The sequence below is a fragment of the Archangium gephyra genome, from assembly GCF_049060025.1.
Classification (GTDB): domain Bacteria; phylum Myxococcota; class Myxococcia; order Myxococcales; family Myxococcaceae; genus Archangium; species Archangium gephyra_A.
Map to the genome: position 1 here is coordinate 1,179,419 of NZ_JBMEQQ010000002.1, position 18,325 is coordinate 1,197,743.

Consider the following 18,325-nt stretch of genomic DNA (forward strand, 5'->3'; position numbering starts at 1 on the left):
GTCTTCGACGGGCTGGCCGGGAGCGTCCGCATGGCGGTCCACCGGGTGCTGCGCGAGAGGCCGGCCGCCACCCGGATAGAGCAGGCGCTCGCCGCGGGCGGGCTCACGCCGCTGGTGGGGCGCAAGCGGGAGCTGGATCGGCTGCTGGAGCTGTGGGAATGGGCCCGGCGAGGGCAGGGCGCGTCCGTGCTGCTCAGGGGCGAGGCGGGGATTGGCAAGTCCCGCCTCATCCTCGAGCTGCGTGAGCACGTGCTTCCGGAGGCGGTCACGTGGATCCCCATCCAGTGCTGGTCCCGGTTCAACGCCCGCGCCCATTCGCTGGTCATCGAGCTGCTCCAGGACATGGTCCACCTGTCCGTGGAGGGCACTCCCGAGCGGCATCTGAGGGAGCTGGAGGAGCAGTTGGGGAAGCAGGGGGTCCCGGCCCAGCAGGCGCATCTGATCGGCCAGCTCCTGGCCCTGCCTCTGCCCGAGGGCTCCCCGCTCCAGCTCCTCATCCCCGAGCGGCGCAGGGACCTGGCCTTCGAGGCGCTGCGCCATCTGCTGTTGCAGCGGACCCGGGAGCGGCCGGTGCTCGTCACCGTGGAGGATCTGCACTGGGCCCATTCCGCCCACCTGGAGTTCCTGAGCTACGCGCTGGACTCCATCGAGCGGGAGCGGCTCCTGGTCGTCCTCAGCGCCCGCCCGGAGTTCCGGCCCTCCTGGCCCCGGCATCCCTGGGACCACCAGATCACCCTGGAGCGCCTGCCAGCGGGACAGGCCGTGGCGTTGGTGAAGGAGGTGCCCGGGGCCCGGGAGCTGCCGGCCGAGATGGTCCAGCAGATGGTGAGCATGACGGACGGTATTCCGCTCTTCATCGAGGAGATGACGCGGATGGTGCTGGAGCGGGCCTCCTTCTCCGGCGGCGCGCCGGAGAGCCTGCCGCACTCCATCCCCATCACCCTGCATGAGCTGTTGCTGGCCCGGTTGGATACGCTGCCCTCGCGCCAGAAGGGGCTGGCCCAGCTGTGCGCCGTGGTGGGCCGCGGCTTCACGTTCTCCTTCCTCTCGGCCCTGGCGGAGCACGGCGACGCGGTGCTCCAGCGCGAGCTCTCCGGGCTCGTGGACGCGGGGCTGCTCCAGGTGCAACGGGAGCTGGGCGGGACCGAGTACGAGTTCCGGCATGCGCTCATCCAGGAGGCCGCCTACCAGTCCCTGTCGCGGGGCGTGCGGCGCCAGTACCACCTGCGCATCGCGCAGGCCCTGGCGGAGCACTCGCCCAAGGAGGTGCGGGAGCGGCCCGAGGTGCTCGCGCACCACTACACGGAGGCGGGCGAGCTCCTGCCGGCCCTCCACTACTGGGCCCAGGCCGGGCGGCAAGCCGCCCTGCAAGCCGCCTACACGGAAGCGGTGGGGTACCTCTCCCGGGCGCTGAAGTTGATGCAGCGTCTGCCGGACTCGGAAGAACGCCGCCGCGATGAGCTGCAGATCCAGGTCGCGCTGGGTATTTCCCTGGTGCAGATGCGGGGCTACCGCGCCCCCGACGTGGAGCGCACGTTCGCCCGGGTGCGCGAGCTCTTCTACCAGATGGGGGAGGCGCTGCCCCGGCTGGAGCTGGCGTACTGGGGCATCTACTCCTACCACTTCGCGCGAGGGGAATATCCGCTCGCGCACGAGCTGGCCGAGTGGCTGGTGGACCTGGGCCGGCGGCAGCACAACCAGGAGATGCTCGCCCAGGGGTACCGGATGCTGGCCACCAACCTCTTCTTCTGGGGCCGGCTGCGGGAGTCCCTGGAATATTTCGAGCATGCGATGGCCGTCTCGCACTTCGAGCTGGAGCAGCACAGGGTGCTCGCGGTGCGGTACCTGACCAACCCGATGACGTCGGCGCTCGCCCATACCTCCATCGTCCTCGCGCTGCTCGGCCAGCCGGAGCGGTCCCGGCAGCGCGCCTGGGAATCCCTGGAACTGGCCCGGCGCATCGGCCACCCCCACACCCTGGCCTACGCGCTGACCTATATGGCCGCGGCCAGCCAGTTCCGCAGGGACGCGCACCTCGCCTTGAAATGGGCGGACGAGGCCATCGCCATCTCCAGCGAGCGGGGTTTTTGGCTGTGGAATTCCTGGTCCAAGCTCATCCGGCTCTGGGCCCTGTCCGAGCTGGGCCGGCCCGAGGATCATCTCGATGAGTTCAAGCAGGGCATCGAGCGATGGCTGGCCCGGGGCGTCCGGGCGGGAATGCCCAACAACTGCGCGGTGCTCGCGGAGCTCCACCTGAAGCTGGGACAGGTGGAGGAAGGACTGACGGCGGCCCGTCAGGGTCTGGACTGGGTGGAGACGACAGGGGAGCGCGGCTGCGAGGCCGAGCTCCATCGGCTGATGGGAGAAGCTCCTGCGGGCCCAGGGGAGGGTGCTCGAGGCGAAACAGGGCTTCCTGCGTGCCATCGCGGTGGCCCGCTCTCAAGCGGGTGGCCTCTTCGAGCTGCGTGCCACGGTGAGCCTGGGGCGCATGCTCCGGGACCTGGGCAAGCCGGCGTTGACCCGGCGGCTCCTCACGCGGCTGATCGGCCGGCTCGGCGCGGAAGGAGACTCGCCCGACCTACAGGACGCCCGGGCCCTGGTCGCGCGGGAAGCGAGCCCCGCCCAGCTCCCCTGAGCACCCCCGGGTCACATTCAAGGCCGATCCTCTCCTTCTCAATGGGTGAGCATTTTCGGGGCCCACCCTTCCAATCACTCCCATCGTGTATGGCTTTCGGCCGAGGCCGGAAGAAGGAGAGACGTGTATGCGGTTCATCGACAATTCCAGACAAATCATTGTGAGGACGCTCTGGGCGTGCAGGCGCTCCATCTGGAATGGATGGACGAAGTTCAAGTTCAGCAAGAACCGGGTGGTGAGGATCCCCCTTCCGCGGGAGACCGGGAAGAAGCTCGAGACGATCAGCCTCAAGACCCTGCTGGGGGAGATTCCCGTCAGGAAGGTCCGGGTCGCCCATCGGCTTCCCGAAGATGAGGTCTCCTGGCGCGTGTGGCGCTCGGTGCCTGCCTTCCGCTCCTGGCTGCGGCAGCGGATCTACTGGTTCCAGGACAAGGTGCTGCAACGCTGGCTTCCTCCCACGCAGGCGGGACTGCCCGCCATCGACGCGGATCATTGGAAGGCGATCGGCACGGCCTGCACCCCGGGCCACCGGAAGCTGTTCAAGGATCCCCAGCTTCCCGCGGAATATACCGGTGACGTCGATCTCGCGCGTCTGGCCGTGGCGAGCCCCTACGCCTGCTACCTGGAGAAGGCCTCACAGGGCGGCTACCAGTGGGACTTCCGGAAGCTCGAACACTACGGGCACAAGGACGGGCTCCATCCCCTGGGCGTTCACGTCCTGTTCCATACGGACGGCGAGCAGCGGCTCCAGGTGGAGCGGATCGACTCCGAGCTGGGCGTTTCCAAGCCGGGGGACTCGAAGTGGGAGCTGTCGCGGAAGATCGCGCTGTGCGCGGCCACGACGCACATGTCGCTGGTGCGCCACCTCAACTGGGTCCACCTCATCGGAGGCTCCGCGGCCGCCATCGCGACACGCAATGGCCTTCCCGCCAACCACCCCGTGCGCCGGCTGCTGTGGCCTCACGTGTATGGGACGCAGGACAGCAACCTGCTCGCCATCAAGAGCCAGCTCACCCCGGGCGGCGACTACGGGGACATCTTCAGCTTCGAGTACCCGGAGATGTGCAGGCTGCTCGATGACACCCACGAGCAGTTCGACATCTCCCGGTTCGATCCACTGGAGGACGCACGGCAGCGCGGCATCCTGGGCCCGGAGGTGGGCTTCGCCACTCCGGTCCTGGACAACCGCCGGGAGCTCTTCGACGTGATTCACGCCTATGCGGAGCGCTACCTCAGCCTGTACTACACGGACGATGGGCTCCGCCGGGATGAGGACTTCGGCCGCTGGCTGAGTGAGCTGGACGCGCTGCTTCCCAACGGGACCCGGAGGCTGATCGGCGGCAATCCCACCGTCTCGAGCGCGGCCCGGCTGATCGCCGCGATCATCTACCTCGAGTCCGTGGAGCACGAGTCCCTGGGCACCGGCCTGTGGCACTACCAGCTCTGGCCGCATGTGCAGCCGGTGCGCGTCTACAAGAACGGCCAGCGCCTGCCGGTGGATGTCTACCAGCGCCTCGTCAACGCCAACTTCATCCTGAACGTGCACCGCACGTCGCTCCTCGAGGACTTCTCGTACCTGGCGTTGGACAGGGAAGGGGCCGCCGCCATGCGGTCCCTCCAGGACGAGCCTCCAGGCCCTGCAGTACCAGGTGGAGCGGCAGTCCCCGGCCCTCTGGCGGATCGAGCCGAGCATCCTCGAGGCCAACATCAACGCTTGAACCCATCCCCCCTTCGAACAGCGGCATCCGGCTTCCACCGCGGCCGGGCCGCCCCCCATCTACCCGCGGTGGAGTGAGGGCAGTGCCATGCAATCCACCCCAATCCCCTTCAAGACGCGTCTGCTGACCCCCGTGCTAGAGCGCCTCTCGAAGCACAGGGCCTGGCACAAGCAGCCAACCCCCATCGCCGTCATGTCTCTCTGGGCCCTCCGCAACCGCCTGCGCTGGCAGAACCTGTACAGCACCTCGGCGCTGGAGCCCCAGGAGCCCGTGGGCGACAAGGAGGGGAGCGAGCCCCTTCGGTGGCGCAGCCTGGATGGTTCCAGGATGGACCTCGACAAACCGTTGATGGGGATGAAGGGGCGGCGCTTCGGGCGCAACTTCCATCCGGGCCGGATCATCCCGGAGACGAAGCAGACGTCCTTGCTCAAGCCCTGTCCCCGCGAGGTCAGCCGCCTTCTGCTGGCGCGCGACACCTTCAAGCCCGCCACGACGCTCAACCTGCTCGCCGCGGCCTGGATCCAGTTCCAGGTCCATGACTGGTTCGAGCACGTACGGGATGAGGATCGGAAGAACGATCACACGATTCCCCTCCCGGAGCACGACACCTGGCACGAGAAGCAGATGCGCGTGCCCCGCACGTTGGCCTCCGCGCCTGGGATGCCCGGCAAGTCTCCACCTGCCTTCGCCAACCAGCGCACCCACTGGTGGGACGCCTCGCAGGTCTACGGCGAAGAGCCGGCGCAAGCCGACAGGCTCCGCTCCCGCGTGGACGGCAAGCTCCACATCGGAAAGGACCGGCTCCTGCCGCTGGATTCCACGGGCCTGGACCTCACCGGGTCGACCCGGGGCTGGTGGGTGGGCCTGAGCATGCTCCACACCCTGTTCACCCTGGAGCACAACGCCATCTGTGATCGCCTGAAGCAGGTCAATCCCACCTTGAGTGACGAGCAGCTCTACCAGCACGCGCGGCTCGTCAACTGCGCGCTCATGGCGAAGATCCACACGGTGGAGTGGACTCCGGCGATCCTCGGCCACCCGGCCCTGGAGATCGCGATGAACTCGAACTGGACGGGGCTCGCCACCCAGAAGGTGTCCCGGCTGTTGAAGCTGGCCGTCAAGGACTCCGAGACGCAGCACGGGATTCTCGGCTCCCCGACGGATCACTTCGAGGTGGACTACGCGATGACGGAGGAGTTCGCGTCCGTCTACCGCATGCACCCGCTGATCCCCGACAAGGTCCCCCTGCGCTCCCTGTCGGATCCCCGGTTCCCGCGGCTCAAGCCGATCCGCGAGCTGGCGGGTGCCAGGGTGCGGAAGGCCCAGCAGGAGAAGCTCGATGGAGGATCTGTTCTTCTCCTTCGGCATGACCCACCCGGGGGCGCTCACCCTGCACAACTATCCCGACTTCCTGCGGGACCACGAGACGCAGCTCACGGGGGACGGCGGGGCGGAGCGCATCGATCTGGCCACCATCGACATCCTGCGGGATCGGGAGCGGGGCGTGCCCCGGTACAACGACTTCCGCGAGGCGCTGCGCACCCCGCGCTTCAAGTCCTTCGCCCAGCTCACCTCGAACAAGGTCTGGCAGCAGCAGCTCCAGAAGGTCTACGGGGACGTGGACCGCGTGGATCTGATGGTGGGCCTCTACGCCGAGGAGCCTCCCAAGGGCTTCGGCTTCAGCGACACGGCGTTCCGCATCTTCCTGCTCATGGCCTCGCGCCGGCTGAAGAGCGACCGGTTCTTCACCACGGCGTACACGGATGATTACTACACCGCCGCCGGCCGCCAGTGGGTGAGCGACAACACGATGCGGACGGTCCTGATGCGGCACTACCCCGCGCTGGAACCGGTGATCGGCCGGGTGAAGAACGTGTTCGCCCCCTGGTAGTGCGCGGGCGGGTCCGCCGATGCACCTCGGCGGGCCCGTGGCTCATGCTCCTCTCGGGGCTGTTCGCGCCCGGCATCGAACGGTTGTCCGCGAACCGCAGTGGTCATTTCTTGGAAAGTAAGTAAAACATGAACCCCCCCGATTTCAGGAGGCGGTTCATGCGGAACTTCAAGACGGCCGTGTTCGTGGTGCTCGTCACGCTCACGTGGGTGTCCCCGGCGCTGGCGGGCCAGAGTGGCTTCTCGCGCTGGGCGGCGAGCCAGGGTGGTTTCTCCTCGTGGCAGCGCAGTGGCGTGACCCTGGCGGCGGATGGCTCGCTGCAGGTGGATCCCCAGACGGCCGTGGCCGGCACGGATCCCTACGCGCCCGGTGCCTACAACGGCGGCAACTTCTATAACGGTGGCAGCTTCCGCGTCGGCGAGGCCACCAGCCCCGTCATGAACGCCGGCTTCGCCTTCCGCGAGGCCATCGCGTCCTGGGAGGCGGAGACGCCCACGGGCACCTGGGTGGAGACGCAGATCCGCGCGCAGGTCGGTGGCGTGTGGACCAAGTGGTACAACCTGGGCGTGTGGGCCGCGGACTACTCGACGGTGCGCCGTCACTCGGCGGGCTCGCAGTCGGACACCCACGGCTACGTGGGCATCGACACCCTGGTCGTCACCAACAAGAAGGCGGCGGCCACGGCCTTCCAGTTGAAGGTGCGGCTCTTCAGCGCGAATGGCACCGCCCTGTCGCGCGTGCGCGCGGCCTCCGTGGCCCTCTCCACCTCGCCGGACAGGACCGCGGCCGTCTCCGCGGGCAACCCCGCCCACTGGAACCAGGTGCTCGCGGTGCCCGAGTGCTCGCAGATGGTCTACCCGGACGGTGGCCAGGTCTGGTGCAGCCCCACGTCCTCGGCCATGGTGCTGCGCTACTGGGCGGGTGACACCACGAGCGCCTGCGAGACGCACGTGCGCGCGGCCGTCAGCGGCGTCTATGACTGGGTCTTCCGCGGCCACGGCAACTGGCCCTTCAACACGGCCTACTCGGCCTCCAAGGGGTTCCAGTCCCACGTGACGCGCTTCAGCAGCCTGGCGCAGCTCGAGCCGTGGATCTCCGCCGGGGTGCCCGCCATCCTCAGCATCTCCTGGGGCAGCGGGCAGCTCACCGGCGCGCCCATCAGCTCCACCGCCGGCCACCTGCTGGTGCTGGTGGGCTTCGACGCGTCCGGCAACCCGATCATCAATGATCCCGCGGCCTCCACGGACGCCGCGGTCCAGCGCACCTACCTGCGCTCCCAGTTCGAGCCGCTCTGGCTCCAGGCCTCCGCCGGGACGGCGTACCTCACCTATCCCGCCGGTTGGCCGGTGCCCGCCCTCTAGGCGACGCCCTTGCCGCGCCGGGCGATCCGCTCGGCGATCCGCGGAACGGAGCGGGCCTCGGCCAGGGCGGGTTCCCGGCCGAGCTCCTCGAAGTCGTCGTAGCCCGCCTCCAGCGCGCGATCGAGCCAGTCGGAGGCCTGGGCCCCCTGGCCGGCGCGCGCGTGGTTGCGGGCGGCCTGGTAGGCGTCCTCGGCATTGCCCGCGGCCTCGAAGGCGCTCGCGTGGAGCGCCGCCGCCGCGCCGAAGTCACCCCGGGCCACCGCCACGTCCGCCAGCAGCGTGTCGCGCTTCGCCGGGGCCTTCCAGGAGAACTCCCGCACGAGGCCCTCGGCCTCGTCCAGCCGCTGCGCCTTCACCAGCAGCCGCACCGCCAGCGCGGCCACCGGCTCCGTGCGCTCCTTCTCCAGCGCGGCGAGCGCGTGGGGCAGGGCGCGCTCGTGCAGGCCCGTCGCCTCGAACGCCATGGCCAGGCTGTAGGGCCGCGCGGCCTCGGGCGGCTGCACCTTCTCCAGGTGGGACACTGCGGCGCGGGCATTGCCCTCGGAGAGCGCCACCCAGGCGAGCAGATCCCTCGCCGCGTTGCTCTCCTCGCCCGGCTTCGCCGCCGACAGGGCCAGGTGGCCCAGCCGGGCCGCCTCGCTCTCATGGCCCGAGCGCAGGGCCTTCCAGCCGCGCGCGAGCGCATCCGGCTCGACCTCGGCGACCTTCACCGGCTCCATGGGCTTGATGTCCTGCGTCACCTGGAGGGCCTGCCAGCACTGGTAGCCGAACATGCCGAACATGAAGCCGATGAAGAAGGCGCGGAAGTTCAGCGCCAGGGCCACCACGCAGCCGGCGGTGATGACACCCAGCCACAGGGCGATGCGCTGGCGGGTGGGCCCGAGCACGCCGCGCGCGATGTGGCCTCCGTCCAGCGGAGGCACCGGCAGCAGGTTGATGATGCCCCACCCGAAGTTCACCCACATGAGCTGCCGGAGGATGACGTGGCCCATGTAGCTCTTCGGGGGGACGAAGACGTAGACGGCGAACATGAGTCCGCCGAAGAGGAAGCCGGTGAGGGGCCCGGCCGCGGAGACGGCCACGTCCCGCCAGCGGCTGAGCGCCCGGTCGAAGTAGGTCAGGCCTCCGCCCATGTAGAGCCGGATGCCCGCGACGTCACAGCCCAGGCCCATGGCCATGAGCGCGTGCCCGACTTCGTGCATCAGCACGGAGACGAAGACCACGACCATCCAGGACACCACGGTCTGCCAGCCCCCGCTGCTTCCCAGCATGCCGAACATGGCCGTCATCAGCCAGAAGCTCGGCTCGACCAGGACGGGGATGCGCCCGAGATTGAACTGCCACGTGAAGGGAGAAGAAGGTTCCGTGCTCATGAGTCTCTTGAATCAGTTCTTCGCATGCACCTGGAAGGAGTTCGAGGTGGCGCTGCGGTTCTGTGCGTCCTGGACGACGACGAGGTAGTTGCCAGGCGCGGGGATGGAGAGGTCGTGGCGGACCACGCCCCGGGAGAAGCGGCTGGTCTGGACGGAGAAGCCGGTGGGCACGCCTTCCTGGTAGATCAGCACCGTCACCTTGCCGTTGAAGCGCTCCGCGTGGGTGCCCTCGGCATGGATGATGACGGTGAAGGGCTCGTTCACGTACTGGTCCGGGATGGAATCGAACCAATAACCGGCGACCGGAGCCGGCGCTTCATTGGGATCCCTCACCTCATAGGCGTCGGGGAAGGAGGCCTCGCGCCCATCCCCCAGCTTTACCCGGATTTCGTGCAACCCGATCGCCAGGCCCGGGCCCAGGGTGCCCTGGAACCGGCCATGGCCGAGGTACGTGTCCAGCGGGATGGCCGTCCGCGAGCCGAGCCTCCAGCACCGGCTTTTCGATCATCCGCGCCTGCTGCTCGCCGTAGTTCACATGGAAGCGGGGCTCCACGTCGAGCTGCACGGTGATGCTCGTGGGCTCGCCGTTGACGTGCTCCCGGGGCGTGATGTCGAGGATCCGGAAGGACTCCGGGACGGGCGTCACGGCCGTTTCGCACGCACACAGCAGGGTCAGGACAAGAGGGAGGAGCTTGCTCATAAGGCGTACCTCACGCCCAGGGACGCGGACAGCCCCCCGAGCTGTGCATCGATCTGTTGCGCCTGAGCCGCGGCGTAGCTGCCTCGCAGCTCGAACAGTGCACTCACCGGGCCGAGGCGCCACGCGGCCTGGGCGGCCAGGAAGCCCATGAACGTGTGCCCTTGCTGGATGAGCTGCCCGTCGAAGGAGGTGCTCGTCACGCGCTGGTCGTAATACAGGAGGCCCGCTCCGGCGCGGCCGTGGAGGGAGAGGGGCCCCCGCTCGAACGCCAGCACTCGGGCGGACATCAGCAGGGGCACGCCCATCACGCGCGAGTCCAGCAGGGGTCCGGCGGGGCCCAGGCGGGGCTGGCTCATGAGCTGGCGCAGGCCTCCCTCCACCTCGAGCGTGAAGCGGCCGCCGAGCGGAGGCAGGCGGTAGCCCAGTCCCAGGGAGAGCAGGGGGCCGCGGTTGTCACCGCCCGCGAAGAAGCCCCCGGCCATCAGGTGAAGGGACAGGTGGTGCCAGCTCAGGTACCGGCTCCAGTCCAGCCCCGGGGCGCGCGTCACGGCGGGAGGCTCCACCGGGGACGGCTGGGGGGGAGTGGGGTGGGTGAGGATGGGGGCGGCCACCGGGGCCATGACGCGCGCCGCGCCGGTGCCGTCCTTGTGGTGGGCGTCCACCACGACGGTTCTCGCTCCGGCCTCCGGCTTCACGCGGAACACGCCCGGGCGCAGCTCCTCCACGGCGCCGCCCTGCACCCGGAGATCCACCTGGGAGGTGGGCACGGGCGCCTCGCCCAGCAGCGTCAACCAGCCGGTGCCGTCCACGGGAATCACGTCCGGGCTGAGCACCGCGACCAGGGGCCGCTCGGGAGGCACGTCGAGCGGGGTGGTGCGGCGCGTCTGCTGGCCCTTGGCGGTGGCGAACACGATCGCCTCGCGCACGCCGGGAGGCACCTCCACCTGCACCGTGGCGCCGCCCTTGCGGTTGGTGGTCACCGGACCGAAGCGCATGCCGGCCACCTGCACCACCACCTGGGCGCCCGCGCCCACGTCGGTGACCACGTCCAGCTCCGTGCGGCCCAGCAGGGGGATGTGCACGGGGGTGACTTCCGGCGGGCCCTCGGCGGAGTCCACCCAGAAGGCGAGCACCGCCAGCAGCGGGTAGCGGATGTCCGGGGGAATCCAGCGGTAGGAATGAACCCCCCGGGCGGTGGCGGGCAGCGGCATCAGGCTGCCCGTGGAGGCCACGGCCCGGAGCGGAGGGGTGCCGCGCGGCACCTTCACCTGCACCACCACCGCCTTGTCCCGGCCGAGCACCACCTGAGCGGGGGTGGCCGTCACCGGAAAGGGCGCCGCTCCCGCCACCGGGGGCAGCAGGGCGAGCAGGAGCAGCAGTGGGAGGACCGGCACGCGCATACGAGGGGGCCTACCGTCCAGCCTCCCTGGCGTCCCTGTCAACTCTCGGCGGGGTTGCCCGGCGGGGAAGCGGCCTCTTCCGTTGTCTCAGAGATTGGCTTGTCCGCTGGGCCCGTAGCTTTCGCGCTGGGCGGGCTGAAAGCGGGCTTCTCGGCCGGGCCGCCGCCGCGTCCGTGGACGAGCGTCTTCGTCTCGGACTTGAAGGTGATGTCCACCTTGTCCCCACGCACCGCCGTCACCAGGCCCAGCCCGAAGGTGGGATGCTGGATGACCTGCTCCGGCTTGTAGGTGTCCTTGGGGCTGTAGCGGGGGGCGTTGGCGATGTCCTTGCCCGCGAGCTGCTCCTCGAAGGAGATGATGATCTTCTCCTCGGCGGTGGGACGGCTGGCCCGGGGAGCCTTGGTGCCGCCGGTACCGCCGCCACTGGAGCGTGCCGACGGGCTCGGCTTGTCAGTGGTTCCCGGTGCGGAGCGGAAGGCGTGGTCGCCGTTGCAGGTGTTGCACCGGACTCGAGCGATCTTCGTGCCCACCATCGCCAGGATGGTGTGGGCCAGCGTGAGCCGGCACCGGGTACAGAACGCGTCGACCTCGCCGCCGACCTTGTGTTGGGTCGCCATGGGTGTTGCTTCTCGCTTCTCTTTTTGAAGGGGGATGAAAAGGGCGGCGGAACATAACGGCAAGCGCGGGCGGGAGAAACCCCTTTGTCAGGGCGTGTCATGGACGGGGGGCGGGCGCCTGGATGCCTGGGGTGCCTGGAGGCGGAGGGGGGCTCCGGAGGCAGAGCGTTTGCTTGTTCCGGCGGGTCAGCCACGTAGAGTAGGGCCCCACGTGGCCTCCGAGAACGCACAGAACGCCGAAGAGCAACCCAAGCCGCCCTCGCTGGTGACCCAGTCCATCGAAGGCGTGGGCCGGAGTGTCATCGGGACGGTGGAGGAGGTGGGGCACCTGGTCACCCTCGGGGTGGACGTGGTGCGCTGGGGCGTGCGCCGGCCCTACCGCTGGCAGAACCTCTTCTTCCAGCTCGACTTCGTGGGCGTGGGCAGCGTCTTCATCGTGCTGCTCACCGGCCTGTTCACCGGCATGGTGTTCGCCAACCAGTCCGCGCGGGCCTTCGCGATGTTCGACGCGCAGAGCCTCGTGGGCCCCACGGTGGCCCTCGTCCTCACGCGCGAGCTGGCCCCGGTGTTCTCCGCGCTGATGGTCACCATGCGCGCCGGTTCCGCCATGTGCACCGAGCTGGGCACCATGCGCGTCACCGAGCAGGTGGACGCCCTGGAGACCATGGCCGTCAACCCCATCCAGTACCTCCTGGTGCCCCGGGTGCTGGCCGGCCTCGTCATGGTGCCCCTGCTCACGCTGCTCTTCGACACCTCGGGCATCCTCGGCGCCTACGTCGTCTCGGTGGGCACCCAGGGTGTGTCCGCCGGTACCTTCATCACCCGCACCCAGCAGTGGTTGGATCCCATCGACGTCTACGAGGGCCTCATCAAGGGCGCCGTCTTCGGTCTGGCGGTGACGCTCGTGTGCTGCTTCAAGGGCTTCAACGCCTCGGGCGGCGCCAAGGGCGTGGGCCAGGCCACCACCGAGGCCATGGTCACCAGCGCCCTCTCCATCTTCATCCTCGACTTCATCGTCGGGGTGCTCCTGCACTGATGGCCGACACGAACCCCCGGCCGATGATTGAAATCACCGGCCTGCACAAGTCCTTCGGCGTGCACAAGGTCCTCACGGGCATCAACCTCACCGTGCCCGCGGGCAGCACCTGCGTCATCCTCGGCGGCTCGGGCTCGGGCAAGACGGTGCTGATGAAGCACATGATCGGCCTGCTCAAGCCGGACCAGGGGACGGTGGTCATCGACGGCGAGGACATCGTCCCCATGGGCGCCCAGGAGCTGGAGCGGGTGCGCCACAAGTTCGGCATGGTGTTCCAGGCCGCGGCCCTCTTCGACTCCATGGACGTCTACGACAACGTGGCGTTCCCCCTGCGCGAGCACCGCGGCCTCTCCGAGGAGGAGATCCGCAAGCTGGTGCGCGCGAAGCTGGACCTGATGGGCCTGCCGCAGTCGGCCGAGCACAAGTTCCCGGCGGACCTGTCCGGCGGTATGCGCAAGCGCGTGGGCCTGGCCCGCGCCATCGTGATGAATCCGAAGATCGTCCTCTACGACGAGCCCACCACGGGCCTGGATCCCATCACCACCGACTACGTGGACGAGATGATCCTCGCGGCCCAGCGGGAGCTGGGGATCACCAGCGTGGTCATCAGCCACGACATCGCCTCGGCCTTCAATATCGCGGACCAGATCGCCTTCCTGAACAAGGGCGTCATCCTGGAGCAGGGGCCGCCGGAGCAGCTACGCTCCTCCCAGCACCCTGCCGTCAAGGTCTTCCTCCAGACCTGGTTCGGAAAGAATGATTAGGAGTCACACCCGGTGAAGAAGCTCGTCACACCGTTCCGAGTAGGCCTGCTGGTGCTCATCGCCGGAGGGTTCCTCTTTGGCTTCATCCTCTTCACCCGCAAGGGGGGGTTGGGTGAGGACGAGTCCCTCCAGGCCCATGCCTACTTCCGGGACGCCTCGGGCCTCGGGCCCAAGAGCCGCATCCAGATCGCCGGACTTCCCGTGGGCGAGGTGGAGAGCATCAAGCTGGAGGGCACCCGCGCCAAGGTGACGGTGCGCATCCGCCGCGACGTCCCCATGTTCGAGGACGCCACGCTGGCCAAGCGCTCGGAGTCCCTGCTGGGCGACTACCTGCTGGATCTCAACCCGGGCACGGAGCTGGCGCCCCCCCTGAAGGAGGGGGCGGAGATCCGCAAGGTCATCGACGTGCAGGGCATGGAGGCCGTCTTCGCCTCGCTCAGCCAGATCACCTCGGACATCCAGCAGGTGACGGGCGCGCTGCGCGACGTGCTCGGCGGCGACAAGGGCGCCGGCTCCATGGAGCGGATCGTGGAGAACCTCGTGCGCGTCTCGGACGCGGTGGACCTGACGGTGCGCGCCAGCTCCGAGCGCCTGGACGCCATCCTGCGCAACGTCGAGGGCGTGAGCTCCGACGTGCGCGGCATCACCCGGTCCAACGAGCAGAGCGTCAACAACATCGTCCACAACATCGAGTTCATCACCCGCGACACCCGCGAGGTGCTGGCGATGGTGAACAAGCTGGTGGGCAGCGGCGGGGAAGGGGACCTGAAGGACAGCGTCGCCAGCCTCAAGCAGACGATGAGCCGGCTGGACAAGACGCTGGCGAACATCGAGGAAGTCACCACCAAGGTGAAGAACGGCGAGGGCGCCGTGGGCACGCTGCTCACCGACAAGCGCCTGGGCCAGAAGCTCTCCGAGTCCGTGGAGGACCTGTCCGACTTCTCCTCCAAGCTCACCGGCCTCCAGGCCGAGGTGGGCCTGCAGGCCACCTACCTGATGGCGCAGGGCACCTCGAAGAACATGCTGACGCTGCGGCTGGCCCCCAAGCCGGACAAGTACTACCTGCTGGAACTGGTGGATGATCCGCGCGGGGCCACCGAGACGCAGTACGTCCAGGCCAACCCGCCCTCCTCGGGCGAGCCCGTCATCCAGAAGCAGACCATCACCAAGGAGTCCTTCAAGTTCAGCGCCCAGTTCGCCAAGCGCTACTACTTCACCACGCTGCGCTTCGGCCTCATCGAGTCCACCGGCGGCGTGGGCGCGGACTTCCACTTCTTCAAGGACCACCTGAAGCTGTCGGTGGACGCCTTCAACTTCTCCGTGGCCGAGCTGCGCTACCCGCGCATCCGCACCTCGCTGAGGGCCCAGGCGTTCGACCGGCTCTTCGTCGTGGCCGGCATGGACGACCTCCTCAATGATCCCCGGCGCGACACCAACACCCGCCGGATGATGTCCGGCCGCGACTTCTTCTTCGGCGGCGGCATCTACTTCACGGACGATGATCTGAAGTCCATGTTGCCCGTCCTCCCCACACCCTGAGTGTGGCTCCGGTCCGGATTGCTTGACCTGACCGGCTGAAAAGTCGTACCTCGCCACGGCACGGGCCGTCCCCTGGGAGCCCCGTGCCTGGTTGGAAGGCCCTTCTCCCTGGAAGCCCCATGTCTCTTCTCGTCGTTGGCTCGGTCGCGCTGGACTCGGTGGAAACCCCCTTCGGTCTGAAGGAGGACGTCCTCGGCGGCTCCGCCACCTACTTCTCCACCTCGGCGTCCTTCTTCGCTCCCACGCAGGTGGTGGCCGTGGTGGGTGAGGACTTCCCCCAGGCCCACCTGGAGTTCCTCAAGGCCCGGGGCGTGGATCTCGAGGGCGTCACCCGCGAGAAGGGCCGCACCTTCCGTTGGAAGGGCCGCTACGGCTTCCAGCTCAACGAGGCCGAGACGCTCGACACCCAGCTCAACGTCTTCCAGACCTTCTCGCCCCGGCTGCCCGAGAAGTACCGCGACGCCCAGTACGTGTTCCTCGGCAACATCCACCCCGAGCCTCCAGTCCCAGGTGGTGGATCAGGTGAAGGCGCCCAAGCTGGTGGCCGCCGACACGATGAACTTCTGGATCAACGGCAGCCGGCCGGCGCTCCTCAAGACGCTCCAGCGCGTCAACCTGCTCTTCGTCAACGACGGCGAGGCGCGCCAGCTCACCGGCGAGCACAACATCGTCCGCGCCGCCCGCGCCATCCTCGGCATGGGCCCCCAGCGCGTGGTGGTGAAGCGCGGCGAGTACGGCGCGCTCCTCTTCGAGCAGGACCACATCTTCGCCTGCCCGGCCATGCCCCTGGCGGACGTGTTCGACCCCACCGGCGCCGGAGACACCTTCGCCGGCGGCTTCATGGGCACGCTGGCCATCGCCAGCCACGTGGACAGCGAGACGCTGCGCCGCGCCATGGTGATGGGCAGCGTCATGGCCTCCTTCACCGTGGAGAAGTTCAGCCTCGAGCGCCTGCGCGAGGTGACCCGCTCGGAGATCCGCACCCGCTTCTCCGAGTTCAAGCGCCTCACGCACTTCGACGACCTCGGCCCCCTGGAGGGGTGAGGCTGCTTGACGGATTTTTATGCTGTCCTTAATCTTCGTTCCCGCGAATCCTGATTACCTGGGGAAGAGCAGAGCTCGTTGGGGGAGCGCCCAACGGCGAGGCATCGCGGAGGACGAAGGGGTTGCGGACGGATAACCGAAAGCACGCACGTTACTCCTCGCGCCTGCGGTGCTGGTGCGAGGCGGAGAACATCACGCTCTACGCTCGGATCGCGAATCTGAGCGAGGGTGGGTTGTTCCTGCAGACGCACACCCCGCTGGATACGGGGCGGCGCACGCTGCTGAGGCTGAGCAGCGGCGAGGTGCGCGAGGTCATGGCCGAGGCGACGGTGGTGTGGAGCCGGCCGCAGCGGCATGACAAGGGGCCGCCGGGGATGGGGCTGAAGTTCGAAGCGCTGGATTCTAGCGCGCAGGCACTGCTGCGGCGCATCATCTCCGAAGAGCAGCGAGGGGCCGTGTTCGGTAGCTGAAGACCGGACGTGGGCACCGGCGAGAACCCACCATGCGAATCGCGATCATCTCCGACGTCCACTCCAACATCGAGGCCCTGACGGAGGTGCTGCGGGTCGCCGAAGAGCAGAAGGTGGATCGCATCGTGTCGCTGGGCGACATCGTGGGCTATGGGGCCTCGCCCAACGCGTGCTGTGATCTGGTGCGCTCGGTGACCGAGGTGACGCTGCTGGGCAACCACGACGCCGCGGTGGCCGGGCGGATGGACTACTCGTACTACTACGATGCGGCGCGCCATGCGCTGGACTGGTCGGCCGGGGTGCTGTCCGACGAGAACATGGAGTGGCTCAAGAGCCTGCCGTACACGTACCGGATCGGGGACGTGGGCTTCAGCCATGGCTCGCCGGTGGAGCCCAAGGCGTACGAGTACATCTTCGCGCTGGAGCAGGCGCGGGAGCTGGCGCCGTACGTGGAGCACCTGCCCGAGGTGACGTTCATCGGGCACAGCCACCTGTGCAAGGCGTTCGCCATCGGGAATGGCGAGGTGCACGACGTGGTGGCGCAGAAGTTCGGCATCCGCCGGGGCTACAAGTACATCATCTCGGTGGGCAGCGTGGGGCAGCCGCGGGACTACGACAACCGGGCGTGCTTCGTCATCTGCGACACCGGGGCGCGCACCGTGGAGTACCTGCGCGTGGAGTACGACATCGAGTCGGCCGCGCAGAAGATCTTCGACGCCTCGCTGGCGCTGAACTTCGGCAAGCGCCTGTTCCTCGGCGTCTGAACCGTGGATGCCCCCTCTCCCCCTGGGAGAGGGCTGGGGTGAGGGTCTGCCCCTGGACGGTGCCATGCCTGTTCGTTGGCTGCCCCAAGTGATCCGGCTTGGCTTGTTCCTCCCGTTTGATCACGTCGAACTCGCGGAGGCGGTGCGCCGGTCGCTCGGCGTGTACCTCGAGGCGGTAGGTGAGGGGCCGGACGTCTTCTCCGAATGGTGGCATCCGGACGGTGAAGCCTTTCCGCTGGACGAGTACGGCTGGACGCAGCTCCGTGCGCAGCTTGCTCCGCCTCGGAGGGGGAAATGGTTCCTCGAGGACCTGGAAGACGAGCAGAGCGTCCACCGCTATTTGAAGCGCCAGTGTGAACGGTCTGTCCGCCTGACGGGCGGAGACTCCGGCGTCAGTGGCTATGGGTTCACCTACCAGGCGCGTCTGCCCTGGCGTACGCGGACCCAGGTGGAAGAAGAAGTCAGCGTCGTGAGCTTCTCCTGGCCCACCGAGTACCTCGAGGCACACGGTCCCGGGCGGGTGCGGGAGCTGGCCCTGGAACTGGCGTCGCTGCTCCCATTTTCCGCCGGTCACGCCGGTCTCGCCTTCCAGCTTCCGGACGAAGCCACGAGCCCGTGGAATCGCGAGGAGTTGTTCCGCTACCCAGGGATCGATGTGCCTCACGGCCTGACTTCCATGGGGTCACGGGTCGATGGCGTGCATTGGCTCAATTTCCTGGGTCCCCCGGTGCTGGGGGCAGTGGGGGGGACCCCGGGCCTGCGGGCCCACCTGACATCCCCCGGAGTCACCGTGCAGGAGCTGGGAGGCGAGCGGGCGGTGGTGACGTTGGGCCCGTGGCCCGAGGCTGGAGACCTGACCCAAGGCCTCGACCTCCCCGCGTACCGTGAGCTCGCGCGTGTGCTGGAGCCCTGGTTGTATCCATGTCCCAGCCATGAGTCCTGGCCCGGAGCCTCTCACGAGGAAACGCGGCGATGGTGGCGCCGCTTTCTCGACTGACGGTTCGAGCGGGCAG

The 18,325-nt window shown here is 68.4% G+C and carries 14 protein-coding genes and 2 pseudogenes; 12 read left to right on the plus strand and 4 right to left on the minus strand.

What is annotated here, in order from left to right; genetic code table 11:
• Positions 1-30 precede the first annotated feature (30 nt).
• From ACN28I_RS05325 to ACN28I_RS05345, 5 genes and pseudogenes are all read left to right on the plus strand, one after another.
• Complete coding sequence (locus ACN28I_RS05325; protein WP_420948572.1) at positions 31-2,799, plus strand: AAA family ATPase; 2,769 nt, start codon at positions 31-33, stop codon at positions 2,797-2,799.
• Positions 2,763-4,430 (plus strand): hypothetical protein, encoded by a 1,668-nt coding sequence (locus tag ACN28I_RS05330; protein ID WP_420941051.1) that lies wholly within the window; start codon positions 2,763-2,765, stop codon positions 4,428-4,430. The genes ACN28I_RS05325 and ACN28I_RS05330 overlap by 37 nt, the downstream gene beginning before the upstream one ends.
• A gap of 277 nt (positions 4,431-4,707) precedes the next feature.
• Positions 4,708-5,553 (plus strand): annotated as a pseudogene (locus tag ACN28I_RS05335) (peroxidase family protein); the annotation flags it as partial.
• A gap of 139 nt (positions 5,554-5,692) precedes the next feature.
• Positions 5,693-6,244, plus strand: coding sequence for a peroxidase family protein (locus tag ACN28I_RS05340; RefSeq protein ID WP_420941052.1), 552 nt, complete (start codon positions 5,693-5,695; stop codon positions 6,242-6,244).
• A 158-nt stretch (positions 6,245-6,402) separates the two neighbouring features.
• Entirely contained in the window at positions 6,403-7,605 is a 1,203-nt protein-coding gene (locus tag ACN28I_RS05345; RefSeq protein WP_420941053.1) for a C39 family peptidase, read from the plus strand.
• Here the strand turns inward: ACN28I_RS05345 and ACN28I_RS05350 are convergent.
• The 4 genes from ACN28I_RS05350 to ACN28I_RS05365 form a co-directional block, all read right to left on the minus strand.
• Positions 7,602-8,978 (minus strand): M50 family metallopeptidase, encoded by a 1,377-nt coding sequence (locus tag ACN28I_RS05350; RefSeq protein WP_420941054.1) that lies wholly within the window; start codon positions 8,976-8,978, stop codon positions 7,602-7,604. The two genes, ACN28I_RS05345 and ACN28I_RS05350, sit on opposite strands and share 4 nt — an antisense overlap.
• 12 nt (positions 8,979-8,990) lie before the next feature.
• Positions 8,991-9,374, minus strand: a complete 384-nt coding sequence (locus tag ACN28I_RS05355) for a hypothetical protein (protein WP_420941055.1) — start codon at positions 9,372-9,374, stop codon at positions 8,991-8,993.
• A 300-nt stretch (positions 9,375-9,674) separates the two neighbouring features.
• On the minus strand, positions 9,675-11,078 hold the full coding sequence (locus ACN28I_RS05360; protein WP_420941056.1) for a hypothetical protein: 1,404 nt from the start codon (positions 11,076-11,078) through the stop codon (positions 9,675-9,677).
• Between the two features lie 38 nt (positions 11,079-11,116).
• Positions 11,117-11,695, minus strand: a complete 579-nt coding sequence (locus ACN28I_RS05365) for a hypothetical protein (RefSeq protein ID WP_420941057.1) — start codon at positions 11,693-11,695, stop codon at positions 11,117-11,119.
• 211 nt (positions 11,696-11,906) lie between these two features.
• Between ACN28I_RS05365 and ACN28I_RS05370 the strand changes: the two genes are divergently transcribed.
• From ACN28I_RS05370 to ACN28I_RS05400, 7 genes and pseudogenes are all read left to right on the plus strand, one after another.
• Positions 11,907-12,731: an MlaE family ABC transporter permease gene (locus ACN28I_RS05370; RefSeq protein ID WP_420941058.1), complete on the plus strand. Its 825-nt coding sequence runs from the start codon at positions 11,907-11,909 to the stop codon at positions 12,729-12,731.
• Positions 12,732-12,754: 23 nt separating this feature from the next.
• Positions 12,755-13,495: an ABC transporter ATP-binding protein gene (locus ACN28I_RS05375; protein ID WP_420948573.1), complete on the plus strand. Its 741-nt coding sequence runs from the start codon at positions 12,755-12,757 to the stop codon at positions 13,493-13,495.
• Positions 13,496-13,507: 12 nt separating this feature from the next.
• The gene (locus ACN28I_RS05380) at positions 13,508-15,034 is read left to right on the plus strand and encodes an MlaD family protein (protein ID WP_420941059.1); all 1,527 of its coding nucleotides are present in this window, start codon (positions 13,508-13,510) and stop codon (positions 15,032-15,034) included.
• A gap of 119 nt (positions 15,035-15,153) precedes the next feature.
• Positions 15,154-16,078: pseudogene (locus ACN28I_RS05385) on the plus strand (PfkB family carbohydrate kinase).
• Between the two features lie 122 nt (positions 16,079-16,200).
• Positions 16,201-16,548, plus strand: coding sequence for a TIGR02266 family protein (locus ACN28I_RS05390; RefSeq protein ID WP_420941060.1), 348 nt, complete (start codon positions 16,201-16,203; stop codon positions 16,546-16,548).
• A 32-nt stretch (positions 16,549-16,580) separates the two neighbouring features.
• The gene (locus tag ACN28I_RS05395; RefSeq protein ID WP_043393211.1) at positions 16,581-17,312 is read left to right on the plus strand and encodes a metallophosphoesterase family protein; all 732 of its coding nucleotides are present in this window, start codon (positions 16,581-16,583) and stop codon (positions 17,310-17,312) included.
• 64 nt (positions 17,313-17,376) lie between these two features.
• The gene (locus ACN28I_RS05400) at positions 17,377-18,309 is read left to right on the plus strand and encodes a type VI immunity family protein (RefSeq protein WP_420941061.1); all 933 of its coding nucleotides are present in this window, start codon (positions 17,377-17,379) and stop codon (positions 18,307-18,309) included.
• Positions 18,310-18,325 lie beyond the last annotated feature (16 nt).